This window comes from Nocardia sp. NPDC003693 (assembly GCF_053981095.1).
Genome location: NZ_JBSFNO010000027.1, coordinates 52,790 through 67,192, shown reverse-complemented (window position 1 = coordinate 67,192; position 14,403 = coordinate 52,790). Strand labels below are relative to the sequence as shown.

General features: G+C 71.0%; 10 protein-coding genes and 1 tRNA gene. 8 read left to right on the top strand and 3 right to left on the bottom strand.

The genetic code is table 11. The features are described 5' to 3' along the window. The first annotated feature begins 722 nt into the window (after positions 1 to 722). Positions 723 to 2,636, top strand: a complete 1,914-nt coding sequence (locus tag ACWDOP_RS26355) for a DUF4407 domain-containing protein (protein ID WP_456347179.1) — start codon at positions 723 to 725, stop codon at positions 2,634 to 2,636. 384 nt (positions 2,637 to 3,020) lie between these two features. Here ACWDOP_RS26355 and ACWDOP_RS26350 read toward each other — a convergent pair whose 3' ends face one another. Next, the gene (locus tag ACWDOP_RS26350; protein ID WP_456347178.1) at positions 3,021 to 4,598 is read right to left on the bottom strand and encodes an MFS transporter; all 1,578 of its coding nucleotides are present in this window, start codon (positions 4,596 to 4,598) and stop codon (positions 3,021 to 3,023) included. A 92-nt stretch (positions 4,599 to 4,690) separates the two neighbouring features. On the opposite strand from ACWDOP_RS26350, the gene ACWDOP_RS26345 reads away from it, so the two are divergent. The 5 genes from ACWDOP_RS26345 to ACWDOP_RS26325 are packed head-to-tail and all read left to right on the top strand — an operon-like array spanning position 4,691 to position 9,497. Beyond that, a complete protein-coding gene (locus tag ACWDOP_RS26345; protein ID WP_456347177.1) occupies positions 4,691 to 5,257 on the top strand; it encodes a TetR/AcrR family transcriptional regulator in 567 nt (188 codons plus the stop codon). Positions 5,258 to 5,266: 9 nt separating this feature from the next. Next, on the top strand, positions 5,267 to 6,139 hold the full coding sequence (locus ACWDOP_RS26340; protein ID WP_456347176.1) for a hypothetical protein: 873 nt from the start codon (positions 5,267 to 5,269) through the stop codon (positions 6,137 to 6,139). Beyond that, positions 6,136 to 7,194 (top strand): DUF4129 domain-containing protein, encoded by a 1,059-nt coding sequence (locus ACWDOP_RS26335; RefSeq protein WP_456347175.1) that lies wholly within the window; start codon positions 6,136 to 6,138, stop codon positions 7,192 to 7,194. Before ACWDOP_RS26340 ends, ACWDOP_RS26335 begins: the two co-directional genes overlap by 4 nt. Beyond that, entirely contained in the window at positions 7,170 to 8,198 is a 1,029-nt protein-coding gene (locus ACWDOP_RS26330) for an AAA family ATPase (RefSeq protein ID WP_454200781.1), read from the top strand. Before ACWDOP_RS26335 ends, ACWDOP_RS26330 begins: the two co-directional genes overlap by 25 nt. A 3-nt stretch (positions 8,199 to 8,201) precedes the next feature. After that, positions 8,202 to 9,497, top strand: coding sequence for a DUF58 domain-containing protein (locus ACWDOP_RS26325; protein ID WP_456347174.1), 1,296 nt, complete (start codon positions 8,202 to 8,204; stop codon positions 9,495 to 9,497). Positions 9,498 to 9,667: 170 nt separating this feature from the next. Here the strand turns inward: ACWDOP_RS26325 and ACWDOP_RS26320 are convergent, their stop codons facing one another. Next, on the bottom strand, positions 9,668 to 10,465 hold the full coding sequence (locus tag ACWDOP_RS26320; RefSeq protein WP_456347173.1) for an RDD family protein: 798 nt from the start codon (positions 10,463 to 10,465) through the stop codon (positions 9,668 to 9,670). A gap of 123 nt (positions 10,466 to 10,588) precedes the next feature. On the opposite strand from ACWDOP_RS26320, the gene ACWDOP_RS26315 reads away from it, so the two are divergent. Beyond that, positions 10,589 to 11,689, top strand: coding sequence for a stage II sporulation protein M (locus ACWDOP_RS26315; RefSeq protein WP_456347172.1), 1,101 nt, complete (start codon positions 10,589 to 10,591; stop codon positions 11,687 to 11,689). 788 nt (positions 11,690 to 12,477) lie between these two features. Here ACWDOP_RS26315 and ACWDOP_RS26310 read toward each other — a convergent pair. After that, positions 12,478 to 12,563 (bottom strand) — tRNA-Leu (locus tag ACWDOP_RS26310). 282 nt (positions 12,564 to 12,845) lie between these two features. On the opposite strand from ACWDOP_RS26310, the gene ACWDOP_RS26305 reads away from it, so the two are divergent. Then, the gene (locus tag ACWDOP_RS26305) at positions 12,846 to 14,249 is read left to right on the top strand and encodes an FhaA domain-containing protein (RefSeq protein ID WP_456347171.1); all 1,404 of its coding nucleotides are present in this window, start codon (positions 12,846 to 12,848) and stop codon (positions 14,247 to 14,249) included. Positions 14,250 to 14,403: the final 154 nt, after the last annotated feature.

Below are 14,403 nucleotides of genomic sequence, written 5' to 3'. Positions count from 1 at the left end.
CGCTTACGTGCTCGCCACCAACCGCGCCGTTCTCGCCCATTACGCTGAGCGCCGGTGGGCCTCTGACGGTTATTGAGCGATATGCCGAACTTGTCGTGTTCGGCGTAAGAGCAAACGATAAGTCCAGACCTGCGACCCAACCAACTTAGGTTGCACTAATACCAACCTCTAGCTGGGCTTCTGCATCGATCCTCCACTACCTGCGCGTTGTCCAGTGTAAAGCAGGAGTGCAGGATGGCCCGAGTTGACTTGCCCACTGGATGTCGCGCGCGCGAGAACTCGGGCGGTTGGTTCCGGCGCAGCCCCGGAACACCTCCCACCTGCATCGAAACTGATTTCCCCACAGGGGCATCCGGCAAACCGGGCGAAGGGCGGCTAACTTTCCGGAGACGTCGAGTCGGCGTCGCGGCGGTCCGGGCGACATGCTCTCGCAACGTTCCGACCGTACGGAATCTTTATCGAATGTGCGCTTCAGCACATGTCTGGCAAACAGTGAACAGCCGTCGAGTCACTGATTTCCCGGCCGTTTCGCCCGGTACCAGCGTGATCAACACCACGTCACACGCTGGAAACACGCCGATGTGAGGCTGGCCACATCCCAGCCGCCACAGTCGGTGGAACGGGCACGGGCCTGTCACGCTGAGACAAGACCGTGACCTTTCACCGATGAGCGACGCTCGAGAGAACCCGAATAAGCCTGGGACTTAGAGGATGTGAGCCCCGTGACCGCTCTGCTCACCTGGCTCGGGGGCGCGCACGCGGGCCTGTCCGACCGCCACGAACGCACCGGCTATTCGGTGACCGGAACCGTGGTGGCGCTGTTCGCGGTCACCGCGGGTGTGGTCATCGCGCTCGCCGGCGCCGCCGCGCACTGGCATCCCATCGCCGTCGCCGGCGCGGCCCTGCTCTCGACCCTGTTGGTGGGGGCGGTATCTCGCGCCCTGGCCACCGCCGCCACGCCCGAGCGCGAGGAGAACCAGCGCGGCGGTTCGGTCTTCGCGAGCCCGGCCGGAGCGCAGTTCGCCGCGCGGATCGTGGTGGCCGCGCTGGCCGGCGTCGTGGTCGCCGAATTGGCGGGCACCGTGCTCTTCGGCGGCACCGTGAACCGCCTGCTGGACGAAAAGGCCGGGCGCGGAATCGAATCCGCGCCGGCGGTGATCGCCGCGCGGGACGCCGCCGACCAGGCGCGAGCCGACCGGACCGCGCTGGATCAGCAGATCGTCAAGGCGCAGAACGACGTCGACAAGGCGATGACCCTCGCGCGCTGCGAATCCAACCCGCGACCCGAGTGCACGCGACTGCCCGTCACCGGGGTCCCGGGGCGCGGGCCCGAGGAGCGCACCGCCAATCAGCTGCTCACCGACTACCTCGCACAGCTGTCCGCCGCGCAGGGCCGCACGGCCGGGCTCGACGCGCAGATCACCGAGCAGAACGACACGCTGAGCGCGGCCCGGGCGGGCGCCTACACCGGCGGCGACCGCGGGCTCGGGGCGCGCTGGGTCGCCATGAACGACCACACCACCGCGCACGCCGGACCGCTGGCGCTGCGCGTCGTGCTGGCGCTGCTGTTCATCGTGCTGGCGCTGCTTCCGGTGCTGCTGCGCTGGTGGCGCGGGGAGACCTCGTTCGATCGCGAGATCGCCACCCGCACGATCACCGACCGGGTCGAGCAGGCCGCCGACACCGCCATCGCCGTCAAACAGGCGGAGGTGCGGGTGGAGGCCGAGACGCTGCGGGCCGACCAGCAGCTCACCGCGGCCAAGCTGGCCGCGCACGCCGACACCGCCATCGATCGCGAGCGCCAGCGCACCCGCATCATCGCCGCGATCGGCAATTTCGAGATCGGCATCACCGAACCGGCGCAGCGCGCGATCGACGAATTCGACCGTGCCGCACAGCGTGAGCTTCCGGCGGCACGGGGGGAACTACCGGCCGGGAGCACGGCCGGCAACGACATGCCTCAGGAGGGGACCGTGACTCACACGCCGAACTTGCCCGACCGCTACGCCCCCGGCCCGGTGGCGCCGGTCGGCGCCGGCGGGGCGCTCGCACCGGCCGCGCCGGCGCCGGTCGCGGCGCAGGCCGCGCCCGCGAACAAGGGTGGCGGACTGGAACTTCCGATCATCGGCACGGTGCCGTTCACCGACACCGCGGCCCGCTGGATCCGCCCGCTGGTGCCCTCGTTCGTGGCGAACGCGATCGACACCGCGACGCATCCGCTGCGCACGGTGCGCCAGGCGTTCGAGGAGGCCGAGGAGATCACCTTCACGCTGCGCCGAACCCGCAAGGTGACGGTGGATTCGGAGGATTCGGCCGCGCAGCGGGCGCAGCAGCAGGTCTACGGCGCTCCCCCGCAGTACGGCTACCAGCTGCCCGCGGGGTCGCCCCAGCACGTGTACGCCCAGCGTGTGGCCGCCGACGTCCTGAATCCCTATCCCCAGTACCAGCCCTACGCCGCGGCCCCGGGCTACCCCGCGCTGCCGCCCGGCCAGGTCGTCGAGCCCGGCTACCCGCTGCCGCCCGCCGACCGGCAGGGATCGCTCCCCGCCCAGTACCGCCCGGAACTCGACCACCGGCACACCCCCGAACTGGGTGGCCGCGATCAGCGCGAATTGCCCCCGGGCACAAGCTCTTAACCGTCCACCGGTGCTGCCCCGGCACTACCACCCCCTCGCCCGGTGCCGTGGCAGCGACCATTCGGCCGTGGCAACTCGGCCTCGCGCGACCCGCGCGGTTGCCACGGGGCGCGAACGATCCAGGAGTTCCGGGCCGCATCGACGCGGTAGGAGCCACACCGATCCCGCGGAGCTCTACCGATCGCGACGAGACAGTCGTCATGTACCGCTCGTACCGAGAAGCACAGCGCGTCGGTGATATTCACGACCGGCGGTCCGGGTGGCTCGCCCGGGGACCGGCACCGGGCCCGAATGACACCGCGGCCCGGCGTTTCCCTCGGAAACAGCCGGGCCACAGGAGTTTTCGGTTGTCTGTTCACCGCACCGGGTGCGATGCGGTGAGGGTCAGCGCGTCTTCGCCCGCGCGCTGCGGTAGGTGAGGTACGCGGTGATCAGCAGGATCACCGTCGTGCCGGTGGCGGCCACGTGCACGCCGTTCACGAAGGCGTGGTGGGCGCCGTCGGCCAGGGCCTGCCCCGCCGCGGCGGGGAGCTGCCGGGCGGTTTCCAGTGCGCCGCCGAGGGATTCGCGGGCGGCGGCGGTCTGCTCGGCGGGGACGCCGGTCAGATCCAGGCCGCGGCGGAACACCGCCATGACGGCGCTGCCCAGCACGGCCACGCCCAGGGCGATGCCCGCTTCCATCGCGGTCTCGGAGATCGCGGCGGCGTTGCCCGCGCGTTCGGCGGGGGCGGTGCTGACGATGAGGTCGGACGACACCGTCAGCGCCACACCGACTCCGAGGCCGATCAGGACGAAGCCGAGCACGAACGGCAGCACCGTGCCGGTGGGCTCCGCGCCCAGCAGCCAGAACAGTGACGCGCCCGCCGCGGCCGTGACCAGCGCCGCGGTCAGCACCGTCACCGGCCGCCAGTAGCGCACGGCGTAGGCGGCGGCCAGCGAACCGGCGATGCTGCCCAGGGTGCCCGGAATCAGCAGCAGACCCGCCTGCAGGGGCGTGCGGCCCAGCACCAGTTGCAGGTACTGCGAACCGAAGAACAGCACGCCGGCCAGCGCGAAGACGGCCAGCAGGTTCGCGAACACCGCGGCGCGGAACGGCGGCAGCCGGAACAGGCCCAGGTCGATCAGCGGTGCGGTCAGCGCGCGCTGGCGGCGGATGAAGAGCCACCCGGCCACCACGCCGGTCGCCAGGAACGCGAGCAGGCTCACCCGCGGCCCGTGCGCGGCGAATTCCTTGACCGCGTACACGATCGGGATCAGCGCCAGCATGGACAGCGCGGCGCTCACCAGGTCGAAGCGGCCCGGGTTGGGGTCTCGCGACTCCGGCACCAGGAACGGCGCGGCGACGATCAGGCCCGCCATGACCGGCAGGTTGATCAGGAACACCGAGCCCCACCAGAAGTGTTCGAGCAGCCAGCCGCCCAGCAGCGGCCCGAAGGCCGCGCCGCTGCCGGCCATGGCGCCCCAGACCGAGATGGCCAGGGTGCGTTCGCGGGAGTCGGTGAACATCGACCGGATCAGGCCCAGGGTGGCGGGCATGAGCGTGGCGCCCGCGACACCCTGCAGCACACGCGCGGCGATGAGCATCTCGGGGCTGACGGCCCAGGCGGCGAGCGCGGAGGCGATGCCGAATCCGGCCGCGCCCAGCAGTAGCAGCCTGCGGCGGCCGATGCGATCGCCGAGGGTGCCCATGGTGATGAGCAGTCCGGCCAGCACGAACGAGTAGACGTCGATGATCCACAGCAGCTGCGGCGTGGTGGGGGCGAGGTGCGCGGTGATCGCGGGGACCGCCAGGTCCAGCACGGTGGCGTCGACCGAGATGAGCAGCAGGGCCAGCGCGAGCACGCCGAGGCCCGCCCAGGTGCGGGCGGTCGCCTTTCCGCCGGGTCGCGGCGCGAGGTCTTTCGTCGTGGCGTGCTCGTGCGGTGACACGGGTCCGGAACGTGCCGTGGTGTCGGGGCTCATTGTCTTTCTCTTTCGGGGTTGCTGGGGTCAGATTTGAACCGTCCAGACGGTACAGTAACAGATCAACCGTCCAGACGGTACAGTTGTTCGCCGTGACCACCCGCGATCCGTCCGGCACGCGCAACCGGATCCTCGACGCCCTCGAGACGCTGCTGCTGGAGAAGGGCATGTCCCAGGTGACGCTGGAGAGCGTCGCCGCCGCGGCCGGCGTCTCCAAGGGCGGCCTGCTCTATCACTTCAAATCCAAGGACGCCCTGCTCGCCGGCCTGGTGCGCCGGCTCGGCGAGCGCGCCGACGAGCAGGTCCGCGCCGCGGTGGACAGCGGGCAGTCGGTGGCCGAGTGGTACCTGCAGAACCCGCAGCACTACGACGCCGCCGACGCGCACGAACTCGCCCTGTACCGCTCGATGCTCGCGGCGATGCGCACGGTCGACGGACCCGTCGACGGCAGCGCCGACGAGACCGACCGGGCGCTGTTCGAGGTGCTCGACGCCTGGAAAGGCGTGCTGGACAACGAGATCGAAGATCCGGTGGAGGCCGAGATCATCCGGCTCGTCGGCGACGGCGTCTATCTGCGCGCCCTGCTGGGCATGCCGCCGGTCGACGCGGAGCTCTATCGCCAGGTCGTCGCACGGCTAACCGGTGGTTCGTCCGGTTAGACTCGGGCCGTGTTGCCAGCCGCCGCCGACTCCGTCGGTCCGTCGACCGGCTCGGTGGGGGGGACGACCACCGATTCGGTGATCGTGCCCGTTCGCCCGATGCAGTTCCGCGAACTCCTCGATCTCCCCTTCGCGCTGATACAGGCGCGCGTCAAACCGCTCGCGGCGATCGCCGCGGTGACCGTGGCCGTCGCCGCGGCGATCGCCATCGCGGCGACGGTCCTGATCTCGGTCGCCACCGGGGATTCCGACGACGGCGTGCTGGTCGGCGCGATCATCACGACCCTGGTGTGCGCGTGGCTGGTGCGCCTGATCATGCGCGGGGTCACCGTGCCGCTGGGTCTGGGCGTGGTGCACCGGCGACCGCTGACCTGGCGCGCCGCGTTCACGCGACTGTCCGAGGTGTCCGGGCCGGTGCTCGGCTACCAGGTCGTGTTCACCCTGATCGGCCTCGGCGTGCTGGCGCTGGGCACGCCGCTGATGATCACCCTGCCGTTCGCGGTGCTCTGGCTGGCGTGGCTGCGCGCGCGCCGCTCGCTGATGCTGCCGCTGATCTTCGACGAATCCGCGCCCTACAAGCTCGCCGTCGGGCGCTCGCGGGTGCTCACCGGCGGCACGGAATGGCAACTCGTCTGGGTGTTCATGTACCTGCGCGCGCTCATGGTGGTGCTGCTGGTGCCGCTGTTCGCGCTGTGGAACTACGCCTCCGACATCACCGGCACCCGCCGGTGGACGGTGACGGTCCTGCTCATCACCCTCGCCCTGCTGATGGTCGCCTTCGCGGAAATGGTCGAGTCGGCCGCGCAGGTCGTGGCCTACGTCGACCGGCGCTGCCGGCGCGAGGCCTGGGACATCCGGGTACCCGGGCAGGCGCGGCCGTGACCGAATCCCAGCCCGGACAGCACGATCCGGCCCCGCCCGAACCCGCGCTCGGCCCCGCCGCCGCACACCTGGCCGCCGCCGAGGAGGCCGCCCGCCGCGCCGACTTCGGCACCGCGGTGCGCGAGCGCTACCGCGCGGTCACCCGCGGCCTGGAACAGCGCGGCATTCTCGAGGAACAGCGCGCCCGCACCGCCGGGGAGACCGCCCGCGCGGCCACCACCGCCGTCCCCGAGGACGCGGCGGAACTGCCGTGGGCGGCACACAGTTTCGACGAGATCGTGTACGGCGGACGGCCCGCGGGCGAAGCCGAGTACCGGCGCCTGGCCGCGGCCGACCGCTTCTCCACGGCGCCGCCGCCCAAGGACGCGCCCGCCGAGATCGTCTCCGCGAAGAAGCGCAAGAAGCGCGTCCGCAAGACCAGGGACAAGCGCGAACGGGAGCCGTTCGAGTGGCCGCCCATCCTGCGCGACTGGCGTTTCTGGGCCGCGGTCGGCGGCACGCTCGCGGTGTTCCTTGTGATCTACGTGCTGCTCAATGCCGGTGCGCCGCCGGACGTTCCGGATGTGCCCGACACGCCGAAACCGCCGACCGAGGCGCCCGATCCGCCGGAGCGGCCGCGCGAATTCGGCGCGGGCCAGGACTCGATCTTCGAAACCATGCCCGCCTGGGCGGCGTTCGGCGGACTGCAGTTCCTGATCGCCTGGGCGCTGGTGCTGTGCTGGCGCGGCCGCCGGCGCGGCACCGTGGTCGAGGAACCACTGCCGGTCCGCGCGCCCGCGCACGAACTGCTCGAGGGACAGGCCGGGCTGTACCGCCGGTCCCGCGATCACGATCACGTGGCGGGCAAACTGCGCGCGGCCACGCTGCGGCGCCTGCGCCCGGTCCTGAGCCTGACCGCCGACAGCACGCCCGAGATGGTCGTCGGCGCCGTCACCGCGCGCACCGGCACGGACCCGGCCCTGGTCCGGGCCGCCCTGTACGAACCGGTCGCCGACCGGGCCACGCTGGAAGTCGTGGCCGCACAACTCGAATGGATCGAAGCGGAGGTCCTGTGACCCGATCGGAGCCCCAGGTGGACGCGTTCGCCAAGGCCAATCACACCGTCACGGCCGAACAGGCCCAGCAGGCGCTGCTCGCGCTGCGCGGTGAGATCGGCAAGGCGGTCGTCGGCAACGACCAGGCCGTGATGTACCTGGTGCTGGCCCTGCTGTGCCGGGGCCACGTACTGCTGGAAGGCGTTCCGGGCGTGGCCAAGACGCTGCTGGTGCGCGCGCTCGCCACCGCGCTCGACCTCGAGCACGCGCGCATCCAGTTCACCCCGGACCTGATGCCCGGCGACGTCACCGGATCGCAGATCTACGATCCGCACTCGGCCGAGTTCACCTTCCGGCGCGGCCCGGTGTTCACCAATCTGCTGCTCGCCGACGAGATCAACCGCACCCCGCCGAAAACCCAGTCCTCGCTGCTGGAATCGATGGAGGAGCGCCAGGTCTCGGTGGACGGCGTGCCGCAGGCGCTGCCCGACCCGTTCGTGGTGATCGCGACGCAGAACCCCATCGAGCAGGAGGGCACGTATCCGCTGCCCGAGGCACAGCTGGACCGGTTCCTGTTCAAGGTCGACATCCAATTGCCCGGCCGCGACGACGAATTCCGGATCCTGCAGCGGCACGCGGCCGGGTTCGATCCGCGCGACCTGGTCGCGGCGGGCCTGCGCCCGGTGGCCGGGCCCGCGCACATCGCCGCCGCCCGGCGGGCCGTGGCCGGGGTGACGGTCAGCCCCGAGGTCCTGGCCTACACCGTCGACCTGTGCCGGGCCACCCGCACCTCCCCCGCCGTCACGCACGGCGCGTCCACCCGCGGCGCGACCGCCCTGATGGCGGCGGCGCGCGCCTTCGCCTGGCTGAACGGCCGCGGCTTCACCACCCCCGACGACGTGAAAACCGTTGCGACGGCGGTGCTCCGGCACCGGCTGCAACTGCGGCCCGAGCACGAGGTCGAGGGCGTGACGGCGGAGGGCGTGATGGCGTCGCTGCTGATGTCCGTGCCCGTCCCGGTGTAGCGCGTGATCGTCACCGGCCGGCTGGCCGCCGCGGCGGGCCTCGCGGCGCTGTTCGTCACCTTCGTGCTGCCGTCCTGGCCCGGGGTGCTGCTGGCGACCGGCGTGCTCGCCGCGCTGGCGCTGACCGACCTCGCGCTGGCGGGTTCGGCGGCGGCCCTGGAGCTTTCGCGGGAACCGGTCACGACGGTGCGCAGCGGGCGCACCGCGGAGGTCGAACTCACCGCGCTGAACACCGGCGCCCGGACGCTGCGCGGCGTGCTGTGGGACGACTGGCCGGCCAGCGCGCACGCCGATCGGCGCGGGCACGCGCTGCGGCTGCCGCCCAACACGAAGACGCGGCTGCACACCGAACTCACGCCGCGGTACCGCGGCGATCGCGTCGCCGGACCCGTCACCGTGCGGCTGTACGGGCCGCTCGGCCTGGCCGGGCGGCAGACGCGGCGCCCGGTTCCGGCCCGGCTGCGCGCGCTGCCACCGTTCCGGAGCGAGAAACTGCTGGCCTCCAAGGTGAAGCGACTGCAGCACCTCGAGGGCCGCAACACCACCGTCATGCGCGGGCAGGGCACCGAGTTCGACTCCTTCCGCGAGTACGTGGCCGGGGACGACGTGCGCACCATCGACTGGCGCGCCACCGCCCGCGCCAACGACGTGCTGGTGAAAACCTGGCGGCCCGAACGCAATCGGCACGTGGTCATGCTGCTGGACACCGGGCGGGTGAGCGCGGGCCACGTCGGCGCGGGCACCCGGCTGGACGCCACCATCGAGGCGGCGCTGCTGCTGGGTGGTCTGGCCGCGGCCGGCGGCGACGCCGTCGACCTGCTCGCCTACGACCGCCGGGTGCGCGCCGAGGTGCGCGGGGTCGGCGGAAAACGCCTGCAGCTCAAGCTCATGCACGCGCTCGCCCCGGTCACCCCCGAGCTGGTGGACACCGACTACCAGGGGCTGATGCGCACCACGCTGCAGCGCGCGAAGCGGCGCAGTCTGGTGGTGTGGTTCACGCATCTGGACGCCGCCACCGTGCAGGAGGGACTGCTGCCGGTACTGCCGGTGCTCGCCGAACGCCATCGGGTCCTCGTGGTGTCGGTGACCGACCCGGAGGTGGCCGACGCCGCGGGCCGCCGCTCCGGTCTCGCCGATCTCTACGCGGCCGCCGCCGCGGAGAACGTCGTCGCCGACGACGCGGTGGCCCGGGAGACGTTGCGGCGCATCGGCGTCCGGGTCATCACGGCCGCACCCGACCGGCTGCCCGAGGCCCTCGCCGACGAGTACCTCGAACTCAAGCGCACCGGCGCGGTCTGAGTTCCCCGGCGCGGACGCGCCGTCATCACCGCGCCGTCCGGGCCACGGCGGCGACGATGTGCCCCGCACCGGCATCGGCGGCGGTCGTCAGCGGCACTCCTGTTCTCCCGACCCTGTTTTCAGCAGGCGTTGCCCGGCGGAGTGCCGGCTGCTCACCGAATCCGCCGGAGCTAGCCCGCCATGGGCAGGGGCCGGGCGGCGTGCCCCGCGGGGATGGGCGGCTGGATCGCCATGATGGCGCGGCGCTGGCGTTCGGCCAGGACCGCGCCCAGAATCTGCAGGGGCGGATAGCCGTTGGGCGGGGGCACCGAGAGCTGGGTGCACACCGCGAGCACCAGGGTGCGGCCCAGCTGCTCCTGCGCCATCGGGGTGAGGGTGCGCGAGCGGGTCAGGTAGGTGCGGACCGCGAGCGCCAGTTCATAGGTGAGACCGGACAGATCCAGCGGCCGGGACCATGCCAGCAGCCACGGCGGCGGCGCGGCCAGGGCGGCGAAGGGCAGCGGGCTGCGGTCGTGCACCACCACGGTGCCCGCCAGCGCGTCACCGATCCGGCGGCCGTCGGCCGAGCACAGCGAACTCACCACCGCCACCAGTCCGGTGCCGAGCAACCAGAAGTCGACCGTGCCGGCCAGCCCGCGGGTGACCGCGTGCCGGAAGTCCACCGGGCCGCCGTCCGCGCGCACCACGCGCAGTCCCAGCGCCAGCTTGCCGATCGAGCGCCCGCGCGTGAACGTCTCGCTCAGCGTCGGGTAGCCGATGAGCACCCCGACGATGACGACGATCATGGCGGCGTCGTGCCACGCGGGGTCCGCGCCCCATTCGGCGAGGGTGAGCTGGGTGATGAGCACGAGCACCAGGCCGAGGAACAGCTGCAGCATCAGATCGAGCAGAAACGCCGCCGCCCGCGTGGGGATGCGCGCGATCGGCAGTTCGACCGCGACGGCCTCGCCCGTCGTGAACAGAGCCATGTTGTCCGCCTCCCCTCCGCGATCGACCAGAGCCATGTCGGCGTTCACCGCGGTTCGGGTGCGACCGATCGGGTGGACGCGCTGGATAGCATTCTGTCGAGTGGTAGCACAGGAAGGCAACCGATGGATCTGGACGCGTACACCTTCGTGCACAGGCGCTCGTGGGACCGGCTGGACCAGCTGGCGTCGCGGCGGGGGCGGCTCACCGGGGCGGAGGCGGACGAGCTGGTGCGGCTGTACCGGATCGGCTCACAGCAGCTGGCCCGGTTGCAGACGCGTTCCGCGGATCCCGAACTCGTCGCAGGGCTCTCGGCGGTCCTGACCCGGGCGCGCGGCCGCGCGCTCGGCGCGCGCGTGGACACGATGCGCGAGATCGGTCTCTTCTTCACCCGGCGCTTCCCGGCGGCGGCGTACCGCGCGTGGCCGTGGTGGGTGTCGGTGGCCGCGCTGTTCCTGGCGGTGTCCACGGCGCTGGGGGCGTGGGTGGCCGAATCCGATTCGGCGCGCACGCATCTGGGCCTGGAGTCGGACACCAGCGAGCTGACGAAGCCGGGCGGGGCCTTCGAGACCTACTACTCCGAGCATTCGCACGACGCCTTCGCCGCGAAGGTGTGGACCAACAACGCCTCGGTGGCCGCGGCCGCGCTGTTCACCGGCGTGCTGATCCTGCCCGCGGTCTACGTGATGTTCATGAACGCGCTGAATCTGGGCATCAGCGCCGGTCTCATGGCCGAGGCGGGCCGGCTGGAATCGTTCTTCGGGTTCATCCTCCCGCACGGAATGCTGGAGCTGACGGCCATTTTCGTGGCGGGCGGCGCGGGCCTGAAACTGGGCTGGACGCTGATCGACCCGGGGCACGAGACGCGGGCGCGGGCCCTGGCCCGGCAGGGCCGCGCGACCGCGGTGATCGCGCTGGGCCTGGTCGTGGTGCTGTTCGTGTCCGGACTGCTGGAGGGCTTCGTCACCCCGAGCGGCTGGCCCACCGCGGTGCGGGTCGGGATCGGCGCGCTCGCCGAAATCGGTTTCCTGCTCTACGTCTTCGGGCTGGGGCGGCGCGCCGTGCTGGACGAGGAGGCGGCGGCGGAAGCGGCCGCACACACCGTCGGTGATCCGGCGCACACCTTCGGCAATCGAACGGCGACACCCGCTGTTCATGTGGGCGAAGGCCCGGAATTCCCTGCGGCACCGGCTACTCGGACGCCAGCGACAACGACCAGGAATTGATTTGCACTGGCCGCAGCGAGTCCGGCTCAGCTGCGGCCAGCGTTGCCGATGACTCTACACAATCGTTATGGCTACGCAACCTCCGACTCGCTGAGTGGACGCACGACGCGACCAGGCGAAATATGGTTGCCCCGAACACAACCCGAGGCAATCGCTAATTCCTGGCTTCCCCTTTGCGGGGTGGCTGCCGAGCCGTCCGAAACCGGGCATTCGGCGCCTTTTTCCGGACCCTTCCGGTCCCGCCGCGGGCACCCGATGGACGCGCCCCGGCGGTGTTTGCCGATCGGTCCGGCCAATACCGATCTCCGGCGGTTCAACCCGCGTTAAGCTGGTGTTTCGCACCGAATCGGCCGCATTGCCCGGTGGTCACCGAAAGTGAAACAGACCCCAAGTCTGTTTAACCTCATTTTGGCCAACCTGGCATCCGGCAATGGCGGAAGAAAATCGGGCGCATACCCGATTCGAAACCTTCCGGCAATCGATTTCCACCCCCGCGCGGACCGTCGGAGGCCCTCCGGCAACGCCCCGGCCGAGGAGTTCACGCGCGTGTCTGCGATCTTCGTCACACCCCGTTTGACCTGGTCGTTCCGGGGCATGGAAACCGGACTTCCGGCAACGGCGCGCAAGACCCGAGAAACGGGGTATCGCCAAGGAGTGCGACCCGGCACACGATGGCAGTCGAGCCGGCGGGAGCGGCGACCCGCCGAGCTGGGCCCGCACGGGCACGGCCACCGGAACGGACCACGAAACGCAGTAGGCCCCATCCGGATTCGGATGGGGCCTACTGGTGGTGGGCGAAGGGGGACTTGAACCCCCACGTCCTTACGGACACTGGCACCTGAAGCCAGCGCGTCTGCCATTCCGCCACTCGCCCGAGCGACGGGAAGAAACGTATCACGGAGTATGCGCCAAAACGAAATCCGCTGGTTATCGGCCATGCGGATGGGTGGTGGCACGCTGGGAACCCAGGGGTGCCGCCAAGAGTTACAGGTGTGGGTGATCGCGGATATCATGCAAGCACCGTGTCCCCACAGCGACACGCCATGCTCGCGTGCCGCTGTATCGGACGAACGCGCAGGTCAACGGCATCACACCGGCAGACCCGACACGACGAACGCTTCACTCGAGGGAGCGTCCTGACCCGAGAGGAGGGGCGATGGGAATTGTTTCGCGATTCGAACGTCGCCTCCAGGGGGCAGTAGGTGACGCCTTCGCGCGTGCGTTCGGCGGCAGCGTTGTCCCGCAGGAGGTGGAGGCCGCGCTGCAGCGCGAGGCCTCGGACAACGTGCAGGACATCGGCGGCGGACACCGGCTCGCACCGAACAGCTACGTCATCACCGTCAACGAGTCGGACCTGGGGCAGCTCGTCCAGGGCGAAGGACAGGCCGATCACGACCTCACCGTGCGCGCATTCGCCAAACATCTGCAGGACTACATCCGCGAACAAGGGTGGCAGACCTACGGCGAAGTACACGTCGAGTTCGAGGCATCCCCTACGCTGCACACCGGACAGTTCAGGACACGCGGCCGAGTGGACCCGGACGCTGTCGGCGGCAGCGTCGACCGCCGGGCCGGCCCGGCGGCGGGACCTGAACGCAGACCACGACCCAACCCGCAACCAGGAGCTGGCCCCATGACGCAGAACTCAGGCTACGACCCCAGCCGTGAGCCCGCGGAGTCCGATCCACGCCGTGGATACGGCGCTCCGCCTGCGGGCCGCCCCGCACCGCAGGGAGGCTATGGCGACCAGGCCGGCTACGGCCAGCAGGGTGGCTACGGCGCCGAGCAGGGCTACGGCGAGTACCAGAACGGGTACGACTACCAGCAGGGCCAGCCGGGCCAGCAGGGCTACGGCGGCCAGCAGGGCGGCTACGGCGACCAGGGTTACGGCCAGCAGGGCGGTTACGACCAGCAGGCGTACGGACAGCAGCCCGCGTACCCGGCGGACCAGGCGTACGGCCAGCAGGGCTACGACCAGGGTTACGACCAGGGCTACGGGCAGCAGGGCGGCCAGCAGGGCTACGCCGACCAGGGCGGCTACGGCGATCAGGGCCAGGGCGGCTACGGACAGCAGGGCGGCTACGGACAGCAGCCCGCGTACCCGGCCGATCAGGCGTACGGCCAGCAGGGCTACGACCAGGGTTACGACCAGGGCTACGGGCAGCAGGGCTACGCCGACCAGGGCCAGGCCGGCTACGGCGGCGACCAGGGGTACGGCCAGCAGGGCGGCTACGGCCAGCAGGGCGGCGGCTACGCGCCCGCGGCGGCGTCCGGCTACTCGGCGACCCTGCAGCTCGACGACGGCAGCGGCCGCACGTACCAGTTGCGTGAGGGCAGCAACATCATCGGCCGCGGGCAGGACGCGCACTTCCGTCTGCCCGACACCGGGGTCTCCCGGCGGCACATCGAGGTGCGCTGGGACGGCCAGACGGCCATGCTCTCGGACCTCGGTTCGACCAATGGAACGCTGGTCAACGGGTCTCCGGTGCAGGATTGGCAGCTCGCCGACGGTGATGTCATCCGCGCCGGGCATTCCGAGATCCTGATCCGGATCGTCTGATCCCGTAAGCTCGCGGTGCAGGTCACGATATGACCCGAGAATCCTCGGTCGTATCGTGATCGCAACCGGTCTACGGCCCTATGATGCTGCCAGCACGCGTGGCGTCTGCTACCACTTGTCGAGAGACGGACATGCGTAGCGATAGGGCCGATTC

What these genes read in the sequence shown, in the direction of transcription:
- ACWDOP_RS26330 (WP_454200781.1), top strand. Translation starts at nt 7,170, where the DNA reads ATGGATCGAAGCGGAGGTCCTGTGACCCGATCGGAGCCCCAGGTGGAC.
- ACWDOP_RS26350 (WP_456347178.1), bottom strand. Translation starts at nt 4,598, where the DNA reads ATGAGCCCCGACACCACGGCACGTTCCGGACCCGTGTCACCGCACGAG.
- ACWDOP_RS26305 (WP_456347171.1), top strand. Translation starts at nt 12,846, where the DNA reads ATGGGAATTGTTTCGCGATTCGAACGTCGCCTCCAGGGGGCAGTAGGT.
- ACWDOP_RS26315 (WP_456347172.1), top strand. Translation starts at nt 10,589, where the DNA reads ATGGATCTGGACGCGTACACCTTCGTGCACAGGCGCTCGTGGGACCGG.
- ACWDOP_RS26320 (WP_456347173.1), bottom strand. Translation starts at nt 10,465, where the DNA reads ATGGCTCTGTTCACGACGGGCGAGGCCGTCGCGGTCGAACTGCCGATC.